The organism is Nitrobacter sp., from assembly GCF_051535215.1.
Classification (GTDB): domain Bacteria; phylum Pseudomonadota; class Alphaproteobacteria; order Rhizobiales; family Xanthobacteraceae; genus Nitrobacter.
Genome location: NZ_JBPPLY010000004.1, coordinates 130664 through 150685, shown reverse-complemented (window position 1 = coordinate 150685; position 20022 = coordinate 130664). Strand labels below are relative to the sequence as shown.

The 20022-nt window shown below is 65.2% G+C and carries 24 protein-coding genes; 23 read left to right on the top strand and 1 reads right to left on the bottom strand.

Translation table 11 applies throughout. From position 1 onward, the window contains the following. The first annotated feature begins 180 nt into the window (after window positions 1-180). The 3 genes from ACS3WB_RS06895 (at window position 181) to ACS3WB_RS06885 (ending at window position 1766) form a co-directional block, all read left to right on the top strand. Window positions 181-912: a hypothetical protein gene (locus ACS3WB_RS06895; RefSeq protein ID WP_438274824.1), complete on the top strand. Its 732-nt coding sequence runs from the start codon at window positions 181-183 to the stop codon at window positions 910-912. Continuing rightward, complete coding sequence (locus tag ACS3WB_RS06890; protein ID WP_438274823.1) at window positions 909-1286, top strand: DUF2019 domain-containing protein; 378 nt, start codon at window positions 909-911, stop codon at window positions 1284-1286. The genes ACS3WB_RS06895 and ACS3WB_RS06890 overlap by 4 nt, the downstream gene beginning before the upstream one ends. A 105-nt stretch (window positions 1287-1391) precedes the next feature. Continuing rightward, window positions 1392-1766: a DUF2019 domain-containing protein gene (locus ACS3WB_RS06885; RefSeq protein WP_438274822.1), complete on the top strand. Its 375-nt coding sequence runs from the start codon at window positions 1392-1394 to the stop codon at window positions 1764-1766. A 1-nt stretch (window position 1767) separates the two neighbouring features. Here ACS3WB_RS06885 and ACS3WB_RS06880 read toward each other — a convergent pair whose 3' ends face one another. After that, the gene (locus ACS3WB_RS06880) at window positions 1768-2526 is read right to left on the bottom strand and encodes a S1 family peptidase (protein WP_438274891.1); all 759 of its coding nucleotides are present in this window, start codon (window positions 2524-2526) and stop codon (window positions 1768-1770) included. A 65-nt stretch (window positions 2527-2591) separates the two neighbouring features. Between ACS3WB_RS06880 and ACS3WB_RS06875 the strand changes: the two genes are divergently transcribed. From ACS3WB_RS06875 to ccmI, 20 genes are all read left to right on the top strand, one after another. Next, the gene (locus tag ACS3WB_RS06875; RefSeq protein ID WP_438274821.1) at window positions 2592-3161 is read left to right on the top strand and encodes a head-tail connector protein; all 570 of its coding nucleotides are present in this window, start codon (window positions 2592-2594) and stop codon (window positions 3159-3161) included. 25 nt (window positions 3162-3186) lie between these two features. Continuing rightward, window positions 3187-3597, top strand: coding sequence for a DUF3168 domain-containing protein (locus ACS3WB_RS06870; RefSeq protein WP_438274820.1), 411 nt, complete (start codon window positions 3187-3189; stop codon window positions 3595-3597). Between the two features lie 15 nt (window positions 3598-3612). After that, window positions 3613-4020 (top strand): phage major tail protein, TP901-1 family, encoded by a 408-nt coding sequence (locus tag ACS3WB_RS06865; RefSeq protein WP_438274819.1) that lies wholly within the window; start codon window positions 3613-3615, stop codon window positions 4018-4020. A gap of 158 nt (window positions 4021-4178) precedes the next feature. After that, window positions 4179-4499, top strand: a complete 321-nt coding sequence (locus tag ACS3WB_RS06860) for a gene transfer agent family protein (RefSeq protein ID WP_438274818.1) — start codon at window positions 4179-4181, stop codon at window positions 4497-4499. Beyond that, complete coding sequence (locus tag ACS3WB_RS06855) at window positions 4496-4723, top strand: rcc01693 family protein (RefSeq protein WP_438274817.1); 228 nt, start codon at window positions 4496-4498, stop codon at window positions 4721-4723. Before ACS3WB_RS06860 ends, ACS3WB_RS06855 begins: the two co-directional genes overlap by 4 nt. After that, complete coding sequence (locus tag ACS3WB_RS06850) at window positions 4701-5282, top strand: phage tail tape measure protein (protein WP_438274816.1); 582 nt, start codon at window positions 4701-4703, stop codon at window positions 5280-5282. Before ACS3WB_RS06855 ends, ACS3WB_RS06850 begins: the two co-directional genes overlap by 23 nt. 128 nt (window positions 5283-5410) lie before the next feature. Then, on the top strand, window positions 5411-6052 hold the full coding sequence (locus tag ACS3WB_RS06845) for a phage distal tail protein, Rcc01695 family (RefSeq protein WP_438274815.1): 642 nt from the start codon (window positions 5411-5413) through the stop codon (window positions 6050-6052). Beyond that, window positions 6049-6957 (top strand): DUF2163 domain-containing protein, encoded by a 909-nt coding sequence (locus ACS3WB_RS06840; protein WP_438274814.1) that lies wholly within the window; start codon window positions 6049-6051, stop codon window positions 6955-6957. Before ACS3WB_RS06845 ends, ACS3WB_RS06840 begins: the two co-directional genes overlap by 4 nt. Continuing rightward, window positions 6954-7400, top strand: coding sequence for an NlpC/P60 family protein (locus ACS3WB_RS06835; RefSeq protein WP_438274813.1), 447 nt, complete (start codon window positions 6954-6956; stop codon window positions 7398-7400). The genes ACS3WB_RS06840 and ACS3WB_RS06835 overlap by 4 nt, the downstream gene beginning before the upstream one ends. Then, window positions 7400-11257, top strand: coding sequence for a baseplate multidomain protein megatron (locus tag ACS3WB_RS06830; RefSeq protein WP_438274812.1), 3858 nt, complete (start codon window positions 7400-7402; stop codon window positions 11255-11257). Before ACS3WB_RS06835 ends, ACS3WB_RS06830 begins: the two co-directional genes overlap by 1 nt. Before the next feature lie 6 nt (window positions 11258-11263). Beyond that, window positions 11264-12808 carry a DUF2793 domain-containing protein gene (locus ACS3WB_RS06825; RefSeq protein ID WP_438274811.1) on the top strand — a complete coding sequence of 515 codons (1545 nt, stop codon included), beginning with the start codon at window positions 11264-11266 and terminating at the stop codon, window positions 12806-12808. A 33-nt stretch (window positions 12809-12841) separates the two neighbouring features. Next, entirely contained in the window at window positions 12842-13294 is a 453-nt protein-coding gene (locus tag ACS3WB_RS06820; protein ID WP_438274810.1) for a hypothetical protein, read from the top strand. A 37-nt stretch (window positions 13295-13331) separates the two neighbouring features. Further along, complete coding sequence (locus tag ACS3WB_RS06815; RefSeq protein ID WP_438274809.1) at window positions 13332-13571, top strand: Pam3-gp28 family putative phage holin; 240 nt, start codon at window positions 13332-13334, stop codon at window positions 13569-13571. Between the two features lie 23 nt (window positions 13572-13594). After that, window positions 13595-13990 (top strand): hypothetical protein, encoded by a 396-nt coding sequence (locus ACS3WB_RS06810; protein WP_438274808.1) that lies wholly within the window; start codon window positions 13595-13597, stop codon window positions 13988-13990. A 1-nt stretch (window position 13991) separates the two neighbouring features. Continuing rightward, window positions 13992-14243: a hypothetical protein gene (locus ACS3WB_RS06805; protein ID WP_438274807.1), complete on the top strand. Its 252-nt coding sequence runs from the start codon at window positions 13992-13994 to the stop codon at window positions 14241-14243. A 142-nt stretch (window positions 14244-14385) separates the two neighbouring features. Continuing rightward, a complete protein-coding gene (locus tag ACS3WB_RS06800; protein WP_438274806.1) occupies window positions 14386-15057 on the top strand; it encodes a response regulator transcription factor in 672 nt (223 codons plus the stop codon). Then, window positions 15047-16444 (top strand): ATP-binding protein, encoded by a 1398-nt coding sequence (locus tag ACS3WB_RS06795; protein WP_438274805.1) that lies wholly within the window; start codon window positions 15047-15049, stop codon window positions 16442-16444. The genes ACS3WB_RS06800 and ACS3WB_RS06795 overlap by 11 nt, the downstream gene beginning before the upstream one ends. 116 nt (window positions 16445-16560) lie before the next feature. After that, a complete protein-coding gene (locus ACS3WB_RS06790) occupies window positions 16561-17034 on the top strand; it encodes an RT0821/Lpp0805 family surface protein (protein WP_438274804.1) in 474 nt (157 codons plus the stop codon). A 294-nt stretch (window positions 17035-17328) separates the two neighbouring features. Next, window positions 17329-18714 carry a hypothetical protein gene (locus ACS3WB_RS06785; protein WP_438274803.1) on the top strand — a complete coding sequence of 462 codons (1386 nt, stop codon included), beginning with the start codon at window positions 17329-17331 and terminating at the stop codon, window positions 18712-18714. A 173-nt stretch (window positions 18715-18887) separates the two neighbouring features. Further along, window positions 18888-19994 carry a c-type cytochrome biogenesis protein CcmI gene (ccmI, locus tag ACS3WB_RS06780; RefSeq protein WP_438274802.1) on the top strand — a complete coding sequence of 369 codons (1107 nt, stop codon included), beginning with the start codon at window positions 18888-18890 and terminating at the stop codon, window positions 19992-19994. The last annotated feature ends 28 nt before the right edge of the window (window positions 19995-20022 follow it).

Sequence of the window (20022 nt, the reverse complement as noted above, 5' to 3'; positions counted from 1 at the left end):
GCCTATGCCCGCGCATGACGGAAAATTCAACGGCGTGTTTCCAGCACGCCGTTTCGCTTTCCAACGCGTGTCGTTCCTCTAGGATATACTTTTATGCCATCGCATCATGACGCCTGGCTGCGCCATCAGCAATCGCGGTGGCTGCGGCCGGATGTGGCCCGCTGGGCTCGTCCCGACGCAGTGCGATTTTTTCCGCCTGGCGTAGATGTCGCCAAAGCGTTTCCCGCGCTGGCGCGCAAATTCAATCCGGACCAGCCGCGCGTGCCGGCCGGCAGCCCGGATGGCGGTCAGTGGACGGACGACGGCGCAGGAGGAGGCAGTCTCGGCCTCTTTCAGATCACGCCGCGCGACAACACGATCGATGGTGTGCAACTTGCTGGCGATTTGCCGCCGGGCATGAGTCACAACCAGGGCCCGCCGCTGGACGAGCCGCCGGAGATTCCGAAGCAGCGGCCAACAACCAGCGTCGAAAGAACGAAATATCTTCGCGCGGCGGCAGGCTGGTTGGCGAGAAACAGCGGGCCGGTCTCGGTTGCCTATGTCGGCATGATGAATAATGTAGAATGGCTCAAAGACTATCACGCCCTCATTCAGGCTGCGCGCGACGAGCCGAAAACGTTAGAAGAGTTGCAGCAGGGTGTCGGTCAGTCTCGGCCAGGTTACGACGATCATCACATCGTCGAGCAGACTTGGGCCGAACGGTTTGGCTTTGTGCGTAGTGAAATCGATGATCCGTCCAATATTGTCAGCATCCCGCGCTTGACGCATTATCGGATCACGGGTTGGTATGGGACGCCGAACGTTGGTTTCAACGGCCTCTCGCCAAGAGAATATCTGCGCGATAAGAGTTGGGAAGACCGTCGACGAGTCGGCCTCGACGCGTTGGTGATGTTCGAGGTTCTCAAGCCATGATTTTCAGGAAAGTCAGCCTCGATGCGATACCCGCCGATCAACTGGTCGGTCGATTTGCGGCAATCACTGCCGCGCAGGATGACGCGCTTCTCGGCCACGAACTCACAAAATTCAATCGTCTCTTTGATCGAATGATGGAAGTCTCGGAAGAATTGAAGCGGCGTCCGGGCGATCAACGGCGCGCGCTGATGGCGCTTTACAGCCATCCCAACATGCAGGTCCAGCTGCAGGCAGCCAAGCTCACGCTTGCTGTTGCGCCCGACGAGGCTCGCCGGAAAATTGAGGCTATTGCATCTTCGCGATGGTTGCCGCAGTCCGGCGATGCAGGCATGTGCTTGATTAACCTCGATCGTGGAATTTTTAAGCCGACCTAGCGCACGGCCTCGTCCAGCTTCGCCACGCGACTATCTCGGCGGCAAGAATTGGGATGAACAAATGAGCGTCGGCCTGGATGCTCTTCGGAACGAGGGGGTGCTGAAATGAACCGTCGTTCAACAGACCGAACAGCCACGATCGAAACGCTGGTCAAACAGTTCTTGTCGGTTGCGCTCGCCCAGTATGATGCGATCTATGTCCTGGACAATGAGAAATATAGTCGCCTCTATGCCCAGATGCAGAAAATTCGCGATGAGCTTAAGCAAAGGGAGGGAGATCAGCGCCGGGCTCTCCTACCATTGCTCGCCCATTCGAATGTGCAAGTGAAATTGATGGCGGCCAATACGTTATTGGCTGTCGACCCGCATTCTGCTCGAAAGGCCCTTGAGGACGTGCGGGAGTCCGGCGTGCCTCCTCAATGCGCGGATGCGTCAGGTATGATCCGTGCTTTGGATGACGGTTCTTTTATTCCGAAATGAGCTAAATCCCCGCACCCCAACTCCTCGCCGTTTTCAAAATCCAGTCGCGGTAGAGTGCGAGCGGCGTGACGCCGGTGAGGCCACCGCAGCCTGACGCGTTGTTCGGCCCCGTCGACCAGCTCACGATGCCGATGACAACGCCGCCGCTGGAATCGAGAAACGCCGGCGCGCCGGAATCGCCGGTGCAGGCGCCGAGTCCGGCTCGTGTGTTGTTTGTTGAAGGATCGACCAGGCGGATCTGCAGGGTGCCGGGTCGTCCGGTGACGGCCAGACTTGCGGCGCGCGCCACGCCGCCGCTGCGGCCGTCGCCGGCGACCGCGACGCCCATGCCGACGACGGTGAGACGCATTCCGACAGTGACCGGCATCAGCGCGCCGCCGAGCGCGGCGGGCTGCGCGGCAAGCGGGGACGCGAGTTGCAGCAGCGCGACATCGGCAGTTGCGCGATGCGCGAGCAGGCTCTGCATGTCGAACTGCGGATGAACGGCGGTGCGCCGGATATCGAGCAGGCGCGGCGGCTGGCTCTTGTAGTCGACTATCTTGGTGGTGGTCCCGGGCGCGATGCAGTGCGCCGCGGTGAGAACGACATCGCGCGCGATCAGCGTGCCGGTGCAGGAGTTGCCGTGCGAGCCGACGATGGTGACGACCGCGCTCGCCGCCGCAGGCGAGGGCGCGCCGCCGCCGCCGACCATGGCGAAAGCGGGCTGCGTTAGCGTCAGGGCTGCCACAACCGCAACCAGGCGAATGAATTGCTGAATCATGCGGCGATGTGAGCCACCGCATCGCGTCTCTGTCAACATATGCATCGTCACAGCGAGGATATCCGATGCCGTCGATACTTCTGAGCGGACCCGCGGTCGAACCGTGGTCGGTCGCGGAGGTCAAGAGCTTCCTGCGTGCTGAAAATGATGACGACGACACCGTGATTGCCTCGCTGCTTGCGGCTGCGCGCAGTCACGTCGAAGCCATGACGCGCTCCGCCCTGATCGCGCAGACCTGGCGTTTCGTGCTGGACCAGTGGCCGAAGGACGGCCGCATCAAGCCGGGCAGGGGGCCGCTACGGGCGCTGGCCGCGGCGCGCGTCTACGATTCCGCGGGCAATGCCTCGGTCATCGATGCCGAAACATTCGTCCTCGATAAAACGGCCGGCGTGATCGCGCCATCGGCGTGGGGCCTGCCGGCACCGGGACGCGCGAGCGCCGGCATCGAACTCGATGTCGAGATCGGCTTCGGCACCGCCGCGACCGACGTGCCGGACGCGCTGCGCCATGCGGTGCGGACGCTGGTGGCGCACTGGTACGAGAATCGCGGCCTGATCGCGATCGGCCAGAGCGTGGCGATGATGCCGGCCAGCGTCAGCGCCATGATCGCGAGCTATCGCGTGCCCGCGCTCTGATCGCACTTCTTGAAAGGACATCGCAATGACCAGCGCCAATTCAGCGCTTCGCGTCGCCGTGCACGATGCGCTTGCCGCCGACAGCGGGCTTCATGCGGCACTCGGCGGCAAGCGGGTCTATGACGAGCCGCCGCGCGGCGCGCTGCTGCCTTACGTCTCGATCGGCGAGGCCCGAGTCACCGACGCGTCCGTCGATGACGGGCCGACCCAGGAGCACCAGATCACGCTGCATGCGCGTTCGCGCCAGGGCGGACAAAGCGAGGCTCACACGATCGCCGGAGCGGTGCTTCAGGCGCTCGACGATGCGCCGCTGACGCTGACGGGCTTTCGGCTGGTCAACTTCCGCTTCGCGGTTGCGGATATCCGGCGTGAGTCGGACGGCCGCACCTATCACGCGCAGGTGCGATTCCGCGCCGTGACCGAACCGACAACCTAGAATCAAGGAGCCGTCATGGGCGCACAAAAGGGCAAGGACCTGTTGTTGAAGATGAGCGACGGCGCGAGCTTCGTCACGGTGGCGGGATTGCGCAGCCGCAGGATCGCGTTCAACGCCGAGATCGTCGATATCACCAACGCGGAGTCGACCGATCGCTGGCGCGAACTGTTGGCTGGCGCCGGCGTCAAGCGCGCCTCGCTGTCGGGACGCGGCCTGTTCAAGGATGCGGCATCGGACGCGCTGGTGCGGCAGGCGTTCTTCAACGGCGCGATCAACGATTGCCAGGTCGTGGTGCCGGATTTCGGCACCATCGAAGGCCCGTTCCAGATCGCCAGCCTCGAATTCGCCGGCGAGCACAATGGCGAGGTGACCTTCGACGTCGCACTCGAATCCGCCGGTGCGCTGGCGTTTACGGCGATGTGAGCTTTTACCCTTCCCTCGAGGGGGAGGGTCGGTGAAGCACAAGCGAAGCGGTGTGCGAACCGGGGTGGGGTGAGGGTACAGAGTCACTCCACTCCGCTCGTCGTTTCACTCCAAGTGACCCTCCCCCTTGAGGGCAGGGTGGAGAAAAAGGAGATTCTATGCCGAACAGACATCGTGGTGAGATCGCCGCCGAGCTCGGCGGGCGGCAGCGCACGCTGGTGCTGACACTCGGTGCGTTGGCGGAGCTGGAATCCGCATTTGGCGCCGACGACCTGGTGGCGCTCGCGGAGCGTTTCAGTTCGGGACGGCCGTCGGCGCGCGATCTGACCCGCATCATCGCTGCGGGGTTGCGCGGCGCGGGCGAAGCCATCACCGACGACGAGGTTGCGGTCATGACCGTCGACGGCGGAGTGGCCGGCTTCGTCAAAATCGCGGCCGATCTGATCGCGGCGACCTTCGATGACGGCGCCACGCGGTGAAACCGTTTCCATGGGCGGAAGCGATGGGCTTCGGCTTCGGCGTGTTGCGCCTTGCGCCGGATGCCTTCTGGCGGATGACGCCGCGCGAACTGGCGCAGGCGATCCGCGCGGTGCGCGGGCCTTCCGTTCCGCCGCTGGCGCGGGCCGATCTCGACGATTTGCTGGCGCGGTTTCCCGATACGCCGCGCAAGGGAGGACACAATGACCGACGACACGAGCTTTGAAGACGCATCGAGTACGCTGGACAACCTTAACGCCAAGACCCAGGCGCTCACCATCAGCGCGGGCGGCTTTGCCCGCGCGATGACGCAGGCGTTCTCGTCGTCGGTCATTGGCGGCAAGCAGTTCGATGACGTTCTGAAAACGCTGGCGTTGCGCGTCTCGAGTCTGGCGGTAACCGCCGCGTTCAAGCCGCTGACGGCGAGCCTGACCAGCGGCATCTCCAGCCTGTTCTCGGGACTCACTGGCAGCATCGGCGCGAGCGGCGTGCAGGCCAACGCGCTCGGCGCCATCAAGCCGTTCGCATCCGGCGGCGTGATCGGCGCGCCGAGCTACTTTCCGATGATGGACGGCGGCGTCGGTCTAGCGGGCGAGGCGGGTCCGGAGGCGATCATGCCGCTCGCGCGCGGTCCCGACGGCCGGCTCGGCGTTTCCGGCAGCGGCGGCGGCAACAGCATCACGATTCAGATCGCTACGCCCGATCTCGATAGCTTCCGTCGCTCCGAGAATTACGTCACCGGCCAGATCGCGCGCGCGGTGGCGCGGGGCCAGCGGAGTTTGTGAAGACGTTAAGCGTGGCACCATCGCTTCACGTCATGCCCGGCCTCGTGCCGGGCATTCACATCTAGATGCGACCGACGAAAAAGACGTAGATGGCCGGATAAGCCCGGCCATGGCGAAAAGGGTTCGTCATGACCAGTTTTCACGAAGTCCTGTTTCCGCTCGATGTCGCGCTGAAGAGCGCGGGTGGGCCGGAACGGCGCACCGATATCGTGAGCTTCGGCTCGGGCCGCGAGGCGCGCAACGCACGCTGGGCACAGTCGCGGCGGCGCTATGACGCTGGCTACGGCGTCAGGACACTGGATGCCTTGCAGGCGGTCGTTGCGTTCTTCGAGGAGCGTCGCGGCCGGCTCTACGGCTTTCGCTGGCGCGACCGGTTGGATTGCTGCTCGGCAATGACGGGCATCGCGATCTCGCCGCTCGATCAGGTCATCGGCATCGGCGACAGCGCGACGGCGTCGTTTCAGTTGATCAAGACATATGGCGGTGCGTACGCGCCCTACGCGCGCGCGATCGCCAAGCCGGTCAGCGGCAGCGTGCGCGTCGCAGTCGCCGACGAGGAAGTCGCGGCGGGCTCCGCGTTCACCTGCGATGCAACGACGGGCGTCGTCACGTTCGCCGCCGGACATATTCCACCGGCGGGGGTCGCCATTACCGCGGGATTCAATTTCGACGTACCGGTGCGGTTCGATACCGACTACCTCGAGGTCGATCTCGCGACTTTCGCCGCCGGCGCCATTCCGAAAATCCCGCTGGTGGAGATCCGCCCGTGAGAAACATTCCCTCCGCGCTTCAGGCAAAACTCGATTCCGGCGCAACCACGCTGGCACGTTGCTGGATCGTGACGCGGCGCGACGGCGTCGTACTCGGCTTCACCGATCACGATTGCGATCTGGTGGTGGGCGGCGTCATCTGTCGCGCTGGAACCGGTTTCACGGCGTCGGAAGCGACCAGCCGGTTCGATCTTTCGGTCGACGGCTCCGAAATCTCCGGCGCGTTTTCCGATGACGTGCTCAGCGAAGCCGATCTCGCCGCCGGACGTTACGACGCCGCCGAGGTCGCGACCTGGCTGGTGGACTGGAGCGATGTCGCGCTGAAAGTCCTGATCGCGTGCGGCTCGCTGGGCGAGGTCCGCCGCGAGGGGGCGGCGTTCACCGCGGAACTGCGCGGACTTGCGGATGCGCTGGCGCAGGACAGTGGGCGTCTGTTCACGGCACGTTGCGGCGTCGATCTCGGCGACGGCAAATGCCGCGTCGATCTGACCAACTCGACTTTTCGCCGCAGCGGTGCGGTGACCGCAATCAAAGGAACGTCGCTGGTCACGGTCTCAGGTCTCGAAGGTCTTGCCGACGGCTGGTTCACAGCGGGGCGCGTGGTGTGGACGACCGGCGCCAATGCCGGCATTGCGGTCGAGGTGAAACAACATCACATCGCCGCGGGCGAGGTGCGGCTGTCGCTGTGGCAGGCGATGGCCGAGCCGATCGCGGTCGGCGACGGTTTTGCGATTTCCGCCGGCTGCGACAAGAGTTTCGCGACCTGTCGCGATCGCTTCGCCAACACCTCCAATTTTCGCGGCTTTCCGCAGATTCCCGGCAACGATTTCATCGTGAGCTATCCGTTGCCCGGCTCGCCGGACAATGGCAGCGGTACCAAGGCGGGCTACGGGGGCGGCTCGTGACTTCCCCGCATACGACCCGCGCCGCCATCGTCGCGGAAGCCCGCGCCTGGATCGGCACGCCCTATTGCCATCAGGCCTCGCTCAAGGGCGTCGGCTGCGACTGCCTTGGCCTGGTGCGCGGCGTCTGGCGCAACTGCATCGGCGACGAGCCGGAAACGCCGCCGCCCTATGCGCCGGACTGGGCCGAAGCGAAGGGCGACGAGACGCTGGCGGCTGCGGCGCTGCGTCATCTCATGCCTGTCGCGGCCGACGGTTTCGGGGCGGGCGACGTGTTGCTGTTCCGCTGGCGCGAGGGGTTCGTCGCCAAGCATGTCGCGATCGCTTCCAGCGAGCGCACCATGATTCATGCGCACGACGGCGCGGCCGTCTGCGAGATCGCTCTCGCGCCGTGGTGGCGGCGTCGGCTGGCTTACGCGTTTCGTTTTCCGGGAGTGTCCGTCTGATGGCAGCGCTGGTTCTATCCGTCGCGGGCGGCGCTGCCGGCGCGCTGTTCGGCCCGGCCGGTGCGATCGCGGGCCGTATCGCCGGCGCGCTGGTCGGCAACGTCGTCGACCGCAAGCTGTTCGGCCCCGGCAACCAGAACGTGGTCGGCCCGCGGCTCGCCGATCTCGACGTGATGGCTTCGACCGAAGGCGCGCCGATCCCGCGCGTCTACGGCCGCGCGCGGCTGTCAGGCCAGGTGATCTGGGCGACGCAACTCGAGGAGGTCGTCAGCAGCCGAACAAGCTCGTCGTCCGGCGGCAAGGGCGGACTGTTCAGCGGCCCCACCACGACCACCACCACCTATAGCTATTTCGCCAATTTCGCGGTCGGCCTTTGCGAAGGCGTGATCGGACGGGTCGGACGGATCTGGGCCGATGGACGCCCGCTCGATCTCCACGGATTGACGATCCGTGTTCATCGCGGCACCGAGGACCAGGCCCCGGACGATCTGATCGTCGCCAGGGAAGGCGCAGGCAACGCGCCGGCCTATCGCGGGCTCGCCTATGTCGTGTTCGAGCGGCTGGCGCTGGCGAATTTCGGCAACCGCATTCCGCAGCTCTCGTTCGAGATTATCCGCCCCATCGGCCAGCTCGAACGGATGGCGCGCGCGGTGACGCTGATTCCCGGCACCAGCGAATTCGGTTACGAGCCGTCCGCTGTGGTGCGCTCGCTCGGCCCCGGTCAGTCCGCGCCGGAAAACCGTCATGTGTCGAATGCCGAATCCGATGTGGTCGCGGCGCTCGACGATCTGCAAGGGGTATGTCCCAACCTCGAACGCGTGGCTGTCGTTGTTGCATGGTTCGGGTCGGATCTTCGCGCCGGAAGCTGCATTGTCCGCCCCGGCGTCGACAGCGCAAGCAAGGTCACGCGCGGCGGCGACTGGTCGGTGGCCGGCGTGACGCGGGGAAGCGCCTATGTGGTGTCGCAGGTCGATGGCCGTCCGGCCTTCGGCGGTACGCCATCCGACGACAGCGTGAGGCACCTGATCGCAGAGTTGAAGGCGCGCGGCCTCAAGGTCACGTTCTATCCCTTCGTCATGATGGATATCCCAGCCGGCAACGGCTTCAGCGATCCATGGAGCGGAGCATCGTCGCAGCCGGCCTATCCCTGGCGCGGCCGCATCACCTGCGATCCTGCACCGGGGCGGGCGGGCTCGCCGCAAGGCGCGCCAGCGGCGGCGACGCAGGTCAACAACTTCTTCTCCGGCGGAAGCTGGAATTATCGCAACATGATCCTGCACTATGCGAACCTGGCGGTTTCCGCCGGCGGCGTCCACGCCTTCATGATCGGATCGGAGTTGCGGTCGCTGACGCGCGTGCGCTCCGGCAGCGGCGTCTATCCCGCCGTCGATGCGCTGACTGCGCTCGCGGCGGACGTCAAGGCCATAGTCGGAGGATCGACGATCGTGACCTATGGCGCGGACTGGACCGAATACGGCGCGGATGTGGTCACGCCGGATGCGTCGGAGGTTCGCTTTCCGCTCGATCCGCTGTGGGCATCGAGCGCGATCGATGTCGTCGGCATCGATTACTACGCGCCGCTGGCCGACTGGCGCGACGAGGCAGGGCATCTCGACTCGAGCATCGCCGCTTCGACCTATGACGTCGGCTATCTCGCAGGCAACGTCTATAGCGGCGAGGGGTTCGATTGGTACTATGCCGATGACGTCGCGCGCGCCGCGCAAGACCGCACGCCGATCACCGACGGCCTCGCCAAGCCGTGGACCTTCCGCGTCAAGGACATCAGGTCATGGTGGTCGTCGGCGCATCACGAGCGCATCAGTGGCGTTGAACTTGCAAGCCCGACTGCATGGCTGCCGCAAGGTAAGCCGATCTGGTTCACCGAGGTCGGCTGTCCGGCGGTCGACAAGGGCGCCAACCAGCCGAGCGTGTTTCCCGATCCCAAATCGTCGGAAAACAACCTGCCGTATTTCTCCGGCGGCGATCGCGACGATCTGATCCAGCGCCGCTATCTGCAAGCGTTTCTCGGCAAGTTCGATCCCGCGTTCGGCGCGGCGGATGCGGACAATCCGGTCTCTCAGGTCTATGGCGGCCGCATGATCGATGCGTCGGCGATCCATCTGTGGACCTGGGATGCGCGGCCCTATCCAGCATTTCCCGCCGCGACCGAAGTCTGGAGCGACGGGCCGAACTGGCAGACCGGACACTGGCTCACCGGACGACTCGGCGCCGCGCCGATGGACGCGCTGGTTGCGTCGCTCCTCGCCGATTGCGGTGTCGCCGGTGTCGACACTTCGGCGCTGCGCGAGGCTTGCGATGGCTACGTGATCGACCGGCCGATGTCGCCGCGCGCGATGATCGAACCGCTTGCCGGCGCCTATGCCTTTGATGCGACCGCCGCCGACGGCACGTTGCGTTTCCTTTCGCGCGGCGGCGCGCCGGTTGCCGAATTCGCGGAGGAAGACCTGGTGCTCCCCGAGGACGGCGCTCCGGCGCGACTGACTCGCGCGCAGGAAACCGAGCTGCCGCGCGAGGCCGGTTTCGGTTTTACCGACGGCACCGTGGACTACAGGCGCTCTGCGGTGACGTCGCGACGGCTCGCAGGCGGCTCGAACCGCAGCGTTCACTCCGACCTTGCAGTCGTCAGCGACGATGCCGCGATGGCGCGGCGGGCCGAGATCTGGCTGCAAGATCTGTGGGCCGGCCGAGAAAGTGCCGCGTTTTCGCTCGGCCCGCAATGCCTGTCGCTGACGGCGGGTGACGTGATCGCGGTGACGATCAACGGACGGCGGCGGCTGTTCGAAATCAGCGGAACCGTCGATGCCGAAGCGCGGCAGGTGACCGGGCGCAGCATCGATCCCGAGGTGTTTTCGGTGCCGCTGTCGACACCGCGGCCGACGCGGCCTGCAATGCCGGCCGCGCTCGGGCCGGTTGAAGCCGATGTGCTCGATCTGCCGACCATCGAATCGTCGGAGCCGCCGATCCTGACGCGGCTCGCCGTCTTCGCCAGCCCCTGGCCGACGTCGGTGACGGTATGGACCTCGCCGGACGGCGCGAGCTTTCAACCGTCCGCGGTGGTATCGGCGCCGGCGACATCGGGCGAAACGCTGGACCCGCTGCCGGCGGGACCCTCGAACCGGTGGGACTGCGGCAACGTCTTTCGCGTGCGGCTCTATGGCGGCGCCCTGACGTCGCTCTCCGATGCCCGCGTGCTGGCGGGCGCCAATGCGGCCGCCATGCAGAACACCGATGGCAACTGGGAAGTTCTGCAGTTCGCCAATGCGGAACTGGTGGACGAGGGCACTTATAAAGTATCGCGCCTGCTGCGCGGGCAGGCCGGCAGCGAATACGCCGTTGCCGACGTGTTGCCGGCGGGCGCGCGGTTCGTCCTGCTCGATACGCATCTTACGCCACTGGCGCGCGGATTGAACGCGCTGGGCCGGCCGATCCTGGTGCGGCTCGCCGCCGCCGGACGAAACCACGACGACCCGACCGCGGTCGCACTGACGGTGACGCCGCAAGCCACCGCGTTGCTGCCGCTGTCGCCGGTGCATGTGAAGGCGTCGCGGGAGAGCGGCGGTGTCCGCATCTCCTGGATACGCAGAACGCGCCTCGATGGCGACGGCTGGGGCGTCGAGGTGCCGCTCGGCGAGGATAGCGAAGCCTACACGCTCGATATCTTCTCGGGCGACGCGATCGTGCGCAGCATTGCGTGCAGCGCGTCCGAGGCGTTCTACGCCAACGCGGACGAAATCGCGGATTTCAGTGTCGCGCAAACCAGCCTGCACATTCGCGTCGCGCAAATGTCGGCGACCGTCGGCGCCGGACATCCTGCTGAACTCACTCTCACCCTTTGAGTTGCCATGACAGACACACCGAATCTCGGACTGCCGTATATCGACGGCAGCCAGGCGCAGAAGCACGTCACCCATAACGAGGCGCTGCGCATTCTCGACGCCGTGGTCCAGATCGGCGTGCTCGATCGGACGCACGCCACACCGCCCTCCAGTCCGGCGGACGGCGACCGGCATGTGGTCGCAAGCAGCGCGACCGGCGTGTGGAGCGGAAAAGACAGCACCATCGCGACATGGCAGGACGGCGCCTGGGCATTCCTCACGCCGAAGACGGGATGGTGTATCTGGTCAGCGGCTGACAGCGGCCTGTTCGTGTTCGACGGCACGGCCTGGCAAAGCGCGGGCGGCACGGCGTCGCTCGATAACCTGGCGCATCTCGGCGTCAACATGGCGGCGAGCAGTCCCAATCTGCTGTCGGTTGCTTCCAACGCGGCGCTGTTCGCCGCCATCGATGCTGCCGATGGCGGCACCGGCGACATGCGGGTTCAGCTCTCGAAAGAAGGCTCGGCCAATACGGCGTCGGTGTTCTTCTCGGATAACTTCTCAGGGCGCGCGGAATTCGGCCTCGTCGGCGCCGACGCATTCAAGCTCAAGGTGTCGCCGGACGGATCGAGCTGGATCGAAGCGTTCACGATCGATCAGAATTCCGGCAACCTCGCGCTGCCCCGCGGGCTGTCGTTGACCGGCGTCATTTCGCCGGCGCAGATCACCGCCGATCAGAACAACTATAACCCCACCGGTCTTGCGGCGGCGGCGGTGCTGCAAATCAATGCGAACGCGGCGCGCAACATTTCGGGCCTGGCCAGCGGAGCGGAAGGGCGCTGCCTCGCCATCATCAATGTCGGAAGCCAGCCCGTGACGCTGCTGGACGAAAGCGCATCGTCGTCGGCATCGAACCGCTTTTCCCTCGGAAGCAACCTGACGATCGCGGCAAAGCGGGCCGCGATCCTGCGTTACGACGGCACCGCCGCGCGCTGGCAGGCGATCGCGGGCGGGGCAGGCGCTTCGGGTGGCGGCGACATGCTGTCGACAAACAACCTGAGCGACCTCGCGAGCGCCGCGACAGCGCGCAGCAACCTCGGCCTAACCGCCATTGCAACTGCAGATGTGGGGCAAGTCCCTGGCATCGCAACGAACACCGATGCAGCGGCTGGCGATGTCGGCGAGGAGAAAATCGCGAGCCTGGCTATCGCAAGCGAAACGCCATTGACGAACGCCACCGCAAAAACAATCGTGTCCTTGACCCTTACCCCCGGCGACTGGGATATCTCAGGCTGGGTCGGTTTCGACCCGGGCGGCACGGTCGTGGCGACGGCCTTCAGGGCAGGGATCAACACCTCCACGAATGCTATGCCATCAAATGACAGCGGAAGAATATCTATTCTCGGGGTCAAGACCCCGGGCGGAGGCGACACCGCCGCCTCGTTGTTAACGATCCCGGTAAGCCGCGTCAGCATCGCCAGCAGTACGACTTACTATCTTGTCGCTCGCGCTGACTGGTCCACTTCGACGATATCTGCCTGGGGAGCTATCCGGGCGCGCCGTATGCGGTAGCATCTCCCTCAAATATCAAAAAGGACCCAGCCAATGCCCAACGCAGCCCTCAAGGCGGCGCGCGAACCCGCGTCGATTCGATACAAGAACCCCGGCGCCATGTGGGGCGGCAAGCATGCCAACACATGGGGCGCCGTCTCCGATGTCGTCCTGAAGGACGGACAGGCCAACCATATCGCCGTCTTCCCGGATTTCGTTCATGGCGCTGCGGCGCAGTTCGCGCTGTGGAAGGTCAGCTACTGCAACATGTCGCTGGCGGCGGCGATAAGAAAATGGTCCGGCCACAATTCGTCGGCCGCTTATATGGCCTTCCTCGGCAGGCATGTCGGCATAACCGCGCAAACCTGGATCACGCCTGCGCTGCTCGCCTCTCCAAAAGGCCTCGCGCTGATGCAGGCGCAAGCGCAGTGGGAAGCGGGCAAGCCGTATCCCATGACCGACGCCGAGTGGCGTCAGGCGCAGGCCTTGGTTTTTCCCGACGCCTGACGGTTTCAGGCAATCGCAACATCACTGGAGACAAGACATGACATCGGATTCGGTGTGGCAGATCGTGCGCTATCTGCTGATCGCCGCCGGCAGCTTCGCTACCGGCAAGGGATGGGTCACCTCCGACCAAGTGACCAGCATCATCGGCGCGGTCGGCACGCTCTTCACAGTGGCATGGGGCCTCTACGTCAAGGCCGGCACCAAAGCGGTCCCGTCGGTGGCGGCCGCGCGTCCCGACGTGCCGACCGTCAGCGCCGCGACCGGCGCGGTTAAGTAAGTCCACGAACAACAGGAGTTCTCATGCGAAAGCTCGTCGTCGCGACAGCGCTCGTCTCCGGTCTGGCGCTGGCAGGCTGCCAGACCGTCTCGCTGCCGTCCTTGAATCTGAACACGGCTGTTGCCCGCAACACGGTCTACGGCATCGAAAACGCCTATGGTGTCGCGGTGAACGCCGCCAATGCCTACAAGGCGCTGCCGCTTTGCAGGACCGGCACCCTGCCGGGCGCGACAAACATTTGCGCAAGGCGGTCGGTGATCCAACGGTTGCAGGCTGCGATGCTCAAGGCGCACCTCGCCGTCAACAATCTCGTAGCCCTGCAGAAGGCCTATCCGTCCGTCGATATCACCAATGCGCTCTCGGCGGCGCAGTCGGCGCTGGTCGCCGTCCAGCAGATCCTCGCATCGGGAGCACAGTAACATGGTCACAGCAGCAGAAATCGAGGCTGGCCTTGCGGTCGCCGAAGCCATCGTCGAAGCCATCGTCAAGGTCGCGCCGGCGATCGAGCAGGGCGTGGTCTCGTCGATCCCCTATGTTCAGGCCATTGCCGGCCTGATCGGCGGCAGCAACGCCACCCCCGATGAGATCGATGCGGTGCTGGAGCGGATCAACGCGGCGGCCGACGAGTTTCTAAGTCCGCTGCCGCCGGACGACGGCTCGACCACAACCTGACGCCGCCGCGCAGGAACTGGCCGGAAAAGAGGGACAACGCGCAGGCGCCGCACGGAAATATGACATGAGCGGGGTTTCGCCGTTCATTTGCCATTCACGCGGCGGCGGTTCATCTTGACGGCTGGAATCAGCGGAGCTTGCCTTGCGCCTTCTCGTTGTCGAAGACGATCCCGATCTCAATCGTCAGCTCACGACCGCGCTGACCGACGCCGGCTACGTCGTCGATCGTGCGTTCGACGGTGAGGAGGGGCATTTCCTTGGCGACAGCGAGCCCTATGACGCCGTCGTGCTGGATATCGGACTGCCGAAGATGGACGGCATTTCGGTGCTGGAGTCGTGGCGCCGTCAGGGGCGCACCATGCCGGTCCTGATCCTTACCGCGCGCGACCGCTGGAGCGACAAGGTGCAGGGGTTCGACGCCGGCGCCGACGACTATGTCGCCAAACCTTTCCACCTCGAGGAAATCCTGGCCCGGATCCGCGCGCTGCTGCGCCGGAGCGCCGGCCATGCCCAGTCGGAGCTGACCTGCGGGCCGGTGACGCTGGATACCCGCACCGGCCGCGTCAGCGTCGGCGGCAATCCGATCAAGATGACCTCGCATGAATACCGGCTGCTCGCCTATCTCATGCACCATACCGGGCGGGTGGTCTCCCGCACCGAACTGGTCGAGCATCTCTACGATCAGGACTTCGATCGCGATTCCAACACCATCGAGGTCTTTGTCGGCCGCATTCGCAAGAAGCTGGATGTCGATATCATCCAGACGGTGCGCGGGCTCGGCTACCTGCTGACACCGCCGGCAGATGCGCGCTAGGGAATTTCTGACCCGTCGCTCGAATTCGCTCGCAACGCGGCTGTTCCTGTCCGCGACCGCCTGGGTGGTGATCGTTCTGTTCATCACCGGGGTGATTTTATCGTCGGTCTATCGCTCGGCGTCCGAGCGCGCCTTCGATCGTCGCCTCAATCTTTATCTTCGTACGCTGATCGCCGAAGTGGCGACGCCCGACGAGCCTGCCGATCGCCAATTCCAGTCGCTCGGCGAGCCGTTGTTCGATCTGCCGCTGTCGGGCTGGTACTGGGAGATCGTCCGCACCGATCCGGACAAGAAGGAGATCCGCGCATCGCGCTCGCTATGGGACAAGAAGCTGCCCAAGCTGGAGGATCAGGGCATCGAGCTTTCTTCGTCGGGGGTTCGCGTCGGATATGTCGACGGCCCCGAGGGGCAGACCCTGCGCATGGCGGAGAGGCCGGTGGATCTCGGCGCCGACGGCAAATTCCGCGTCACGGTGGCCGGGGATGCCACCGAGATTTTCGACGAAACGCGGAGCTTCGATTATTACCTCGGCGGCACCTTTGCCGCGCTCACGATCGGGTTGCTCTTGACCACGATCTTTCAGGTGCGGTTCGGTCTCGCGCCGCTGAAGCGCATTTCGGACGCCATCGCCGACATCCGGTCCGGCCGCGCCGAACGGCTCCAGGGCGGATTTCCGGTCGAGATCGCGCCGCTTGCCCGCGAGACCAATGCGCTCATCGATGCCAACCGGGAGATCGTCGAGCGCGCGCGCACCCATGTCGGCAATCTCGCGCACGCGGTCAAGACGCCGCTCTCGGTCATCGTCAACGAGGCTAACGCGCACCAACGCGACCCGTTCGCCGCGAAGGTGCTCGAACAGGCCGAGGTGATGCGCAACCAGGTCGCCCATCATCTGGAGCGCGCCCGCATCGCCGCGCGGCTTACCGTCGTTGCCACGGTGACCGATGTTCCGCCCGTCATCGAATCGCTGCGCCGGACCATGGAGAAGATTCATCGCGACCGCGGCGTCGCCATCGACGTCGAAGCCAGCGCCGGGGCGAAATTCCGCGGCGAACGCCAGGACCTCGAGGAAATGGCCGGCAACCTCGTCGACAACGCCTGCAAGTGGGCACGGTCGCGGGTCTTCATCGGGGCTTCCATTCGGCAGCCTTCCGGAACGGAGCCGGCATGGCTGCGCATCATCGTGGACGACGACGGCCGGGGACTGTCTGGCGACGAGCGGATGCAGGCCTCGCAGCGCGGCCGCCGCCTCGACGAGACCCAGCCCGGATCGGGACTCGGGCTGTCGATCGTCACAGAACTCGCCGCGCTTTATGGCGGCAGTCTGAGCCTGGGCGCGTCACCGTTCGGCGGTCTGCGGGCCGAGCTGGTGCTGCCCGCAGCATGACGCATGGATCCGCCACCGGACGAAGAGGCGGCCGTATCGCCGCAGTCCCGCCCGAATTGCCGGGTCCTGTGCGGCCGGACGCAAAATCTTCCCGGCGGGTGGGCGCCGGAGGGGTCATGAGCAAGACAAATACGGTGTTGATTGTCGCTGCGGCGGCGCTCGCTCTCGGCGGCTGCGACGTGACGAGTTCCGGTGGCCCCGAGGGCTCGGGCTTGTTTACGGGTGCATTCGCTGTCCAGACAGGAGGGACGGGCGATGCGGCGCGCGACCGAGCGGTGATGGCTGCGACCGAGGCGGCGCTCGGCGGGCTGATCGGGCCCAAACTCGACTCGGCGCTGGATGATGACGACCGCCGTCTGGCCTATCAGGCTCAGATGGACGCCCTCGAGCGAGGCGCGCCGGGCGCGCCGATTGCGTGGCGCAATCCGGATTCCGGCCGCCATGGCAATATCGTCGCAGGCCCCGCATACAGGGTGAAGAGCGCGACGTGCCGCGGCTACTCCCACACCGTGACGATCGGCGGCCAGCTCGAAACCGTGCGCAAAACCGCCTGCCGGAGCGGCGACGGCAAATGGGCCGCGGTCGGCTGATCCGGCTGCGAGGCCGTATTAAAAGCCGTGCCTATCTTTTTGTTGGAGCACGCTCTTTCCGAGATGTGGGTGTGACCCGTGACGGCAGAAGCGAAGCTTTCTGTTTGGTTCGATGGGTCTTCCTTGCGAAAAGCGGTATCCGTGTTCGGGTCAAGTCCGAGGACATTATTATTCGCTCAATTCGCTCAAAAGACGCTCCGGCCTTCCTCAACGCATCCTTAATACCGCTCCTGCTATGACATGCCACGGGCCCATCCGGCGCCCGCGCGATCGTTCGCGTCAAGATTTACAGGCATGGACCAGGCCTCGATCGAACGGCTGAGGAATTATCTCGCACAGCTCCCGGCGAAGTCGCAGGCGTTGCTGATGCGGGAGTTCGAGCGTGCCGTCGAGCGCGATGAAGATGCCGCAGTCGCCAGCTTCGTGCTCAATGAACTTCGCAGGATCGCCCGCGGGTCGGCTGACAGCGTACAGCCGCGGCGAGAGGATCCGGCCCGACTTCTGTTTCGGCCGCTCGAGCCGTTTCTCATCGAGGGGGACTCTGTGCCGCGCCCCGGTCAGATCCGGCGCACATCGCTCATGCCGGTCTGGCAATGGCTCGCGCGGGACGGCGCGCCGGACGCCGTGCGAGCGTTCGAGGCCGCGCTCGCAGCCGAAACCGCATCGGCGTCCGATATCGAAGCCGCAGCGTGGACCTTGCAGACAGCCGCCGCAGCCGCCATCCAGCGGGTTGTCGATGGCAACGACCGTCAGCGGACGCTCGGCCGCATCGGCGCCCCCAGCGTTGCTGAAGATTTCGCTTCCATCGGAGCGGTTCTGAACGCCCGCGAGGCCCTCGACACTCTCATTATCCGGTTGCCGAGTTTCATGCGGGCCTTCGGAGATTCCCAGATTGCCCTTCTGATGCCCGCGCTCAATGTTCCTTCCCTGCTGACTCCGCTTGCCGCACCGTTCGCGCTGTCCCTGGTGATGCAGCGGCTTTCCGCATCGTGGCAGGTCATCCGCCTGGCGATCAAGTTCGCCGGCGCGGACGACGAATTCCGGGTGGCGGCGACGCCCTATGGGGCGGCGGTCACGCTGGTGCTCGAGGATTTGTCGCGGACAGCGGCCGAACTGCATGACGATATCCGGCGGGGGCGTTTCGAAAACGTGTCCGAGCATCTGAAGACTGTGCATGACGGCATTCGGGGCATGCGGACCGAACTCGACATCCGCAACGATTCAAACTGGGGCCGCCAACTCGCAGCGCTCAGGGTCGGTATTTCCAACGGTCTGCAATCGGAAATCGACGACGTCCCCGGCCGGGTGCGGCGTCTGCTCCGCCAGCGGCCCGATAAGGATATTCCGCCCGGCGCGCGGATCGACCCGACAGAGGTCGAGGAAACCGCCGCACTGATCGATTTCGTCGCGGTGTGTCGGACCTACGCCAGCGAACTCGCCATCAATGAAGTCACGATGCGCACCTATTCGGATTTGCAGCAATATGTCGAGCGGGCCGCCCAAACGCTGGTGGAATCGCTCCGCAATGGCGATGAGCGCGCCCGCCCATTCCGGCAGCAGCAGGTCAAGGCGACGATTCGCTTCTGCGAGGTTCTGTTCGGCCATGATTATTCATCGCTGATGAGCCGGGCGGCCGAGAACGCATTGGCGGCGGAACCCAAGTCGTCGCGGGCCGGCTAGTCCCGTCAAGGCGCGTGACGCAGCTTTTGCCGATCGCGCCCTAGAATCAGAGGGTTGCAGGGGTCTGCTGCCAATTGTGCCGCAATTGTCAATTGCGTCCCCTGTCCAGTCGTGATGTAACCCGGCCATCGGACCGGCCGTTTCCTGCGCCGGGCCATCGGAATGCTGATGAGATGACGCTGTGGTTTGTGTTCGCGCTGATGACCGCCGGGGCGGTCTTTGCGGTGCTGTGGCCGCTTGGTCGTTCGGCGAGGTCGCAGACGTCAGGCGGCAGCGAGACCACCGTCTACCGGGATCAACTTGCGGAAGTCGGGCGTGATGCCGCTGCCGGCCTGATCGGCGCGCCGGAGGCTGCTGCGGCTCGGGTCGAGATCGGCCGACGACTCCTGGAGGCCGTCGACGCCGAAGAAGATGATCAGCCGCAGGCCTCCAGGCTCTGGCCGCGGCGTCTGGTTGCGGTCGGAGCGCTGGCCGGCATACCGCTGCTGGCGCTCGCGATCTATCTTCCGCTCGGATCGCCGCGACTGCCAGATTTTCCGCTTGCCGAGCGCGTTCAATCAGCCGACGCATCGCAATCGCTCGAGAACCTGGTGGCGCAGGTCGAATCGCATCTGGAAAAGCATCCCACCGATGGTCGCGGCTGGACCGTGCTGGCGCCGGTGCTCGCAAAACTGGGTCGCTTCGACGACGCTGCGCGCGCCTATCGCAATGTGATCGCCTATACCGGTGAGACGGCGCAGCTCCACGCCGATCTCGGCGCGGCGATCGCAGGGGCCGCCAACGGCATCGTCACCGCTGATGCGAAAAGCGAGTTCGAGCGCGCGGTCGCGCTCGATCCCAAGGATGCAAAGGCGCGGTTTTTCCTCGGAATGGCGGCGGAGCAGGACGGCCGGACCGCCGACGCCGTCACGATATGGAAGGCTCTCTTGGTCGATGCGCCTGCGGATGCGCAATGGCGCGTCGCGGTGAAGGAGGCGCTGGCGCAGGTCGGCGACGGTGCGCCGCGTCCGACGGAAGAAGCGGTGGCCGCGGCGAGCGACATGAACGATGCGGATCGTTCCGCGATGATCCACAAAATGGTCGATCGGCTTGCCGCGCGCCTGAAGCAGGACGGCAACGACGTCGAGGGATGGCTGCGTCTGGCTCGCGCCTATATGGTGCTCAAGGAGCCGGAGAAGTCGCGCGTCGTGCGCGACGACGCTCGCCGCGCGCTCGAACGGAATGAAGCAGGTTTGCGCCAGCTCAACGAAGGGCTCAAGGCGCTCGGGATAGACGGATGACCAAGATGTTCGCTTTCCGCGCAGGTGA

Coding starts and splice junctions, on each gene's coding strand:
- ACS3WB_RS06890 (WP_438274823.1), top strand. CDS start 909: ATGATTTTCAGGAAAGTCAGCCTCGATGCGATACCCGCCGATCAACTG.
- ACS3WB_RS06885 (WP_438274822.1), top strand. CDS start 1,392: ATGAACCGTCGTTCAACAGACCGAACAGCCACGATCGAAACGCTGGTC.
- ACS3WB_RS06880 (WP_438274891.1), bottom strand. CDS start 2,526: ATGATTCAGCAATTCATTCGCCTGGTTGCGGTTGTGGCAGCCCTGACG.
- ACS3WB_RS06875 (WP_438274821.1), top strand. CDS start 2,592: ATGCCGTCGATACTTCTGAGCGGACCCGCGGTCGAACCGTGGTCGGTC.
- ACS3WB_RS06870 (WP_438274820.1), top strand. CDS start 3,187: ATGACCAGCGCCAATTCAGCGCTTCGCGTCGCCGTGCACGATGCGCTT.
- ACS3WB_RS06865 (WP_438274819.1), top strand. CDS start 3,613: ATGGGCGCACAAAAGGGCAAGGACCTGTTGTTGAAGATGAGCGACGGC.
- ACS3WB_RS06860 (WP_438274818.1), top strand. CDS start 4,179: ATGCCGAACAGACATCGTGGTGAGATCGCCGCCGAGCTCGGCGGGCGG.
- ACS3WB_RS06850 (WP_438274816.1), top strand. CDS start 4,701: ATGACCGACGACACGAGCTTTGAAGACGCATCGAGTACGCTGGACAAC.
- ACS3WB_RS06845 (WP_438274815.1), top strand. CDS start 5,411: ATGACCAGTTTTCACGAAGTCCTGTTTCCGCTCGATGTCGCGCTGAAG.
- ACS3WB_RS06830 (WP_438274812.1), top strand. CDS start 7,400: ATGGCAGCGCTGGTTCTATCCGTCGCGGGCGGCGCTGCCGGCGCGCTG.
- ACS3WB_RS06825 (WP_438274811.1), top strand. CDS start 11,264: ATGACAGACACACCGAATCTCGGACTGCCGTATATCGACGGCAGCCAG.
- ACS3WB_RS06820 (WP_438274810.1), top strand. CDS start 12,842: ATGCCCAACGCAGCCCTCAAGGCGGCGCGCGAACCCGCGTCGATTCGA.
- ACS3WB_RS06815 (WP_438274809.1), top strand. CDS start 13,332: ATGACATCGGATTCGGTGTGGCAGATCGTGCGCTATCTGCTGATCGCC.
- ACS3WB_RS06810 (WP_438274808.1), top strand. CDS start 13,595: ATGCGAAAGCTCGTCGTCGCGACAGCGCTCGTCTCCGGTCTGGCGCTG.
- ACS3WB_RS06805 (WP_438274807.1), top strand. CDS start 13,992: ATGGTCACAGCAGCAGAAATCGAGGCTGGCCTTGCGGTCGCCGAAGCC.
- ACS3WB_RS06795 (WP_438274805.1), top strand. CDS start 15,047: ATGCGCGCTAGGGAATTTCTGACCCGTCGCTCGAATTCGCTCGCAACG.
- ACS3WB_RS06790 (WP_438274804.1), top strand. CDS start 16,561: ATGAGCAAGACAAATACGGTGTTGATTGTCGCTGCGGCGGCGCTCGCT.
- ACS3WB_RS06785 (WP_438274803.1), top strand. CDS start 17,329: ATGGACCAGGCCTCGATCGAACGGCTGAGGAATTATCTCGCACAGCTC.
- ccmI (WP_438274802.1), top strand. CDS start 18,888: ATGACGCTGTGGTTTGTGTTCGCGCTGATGACCGCCGGGGCGGTCTTT.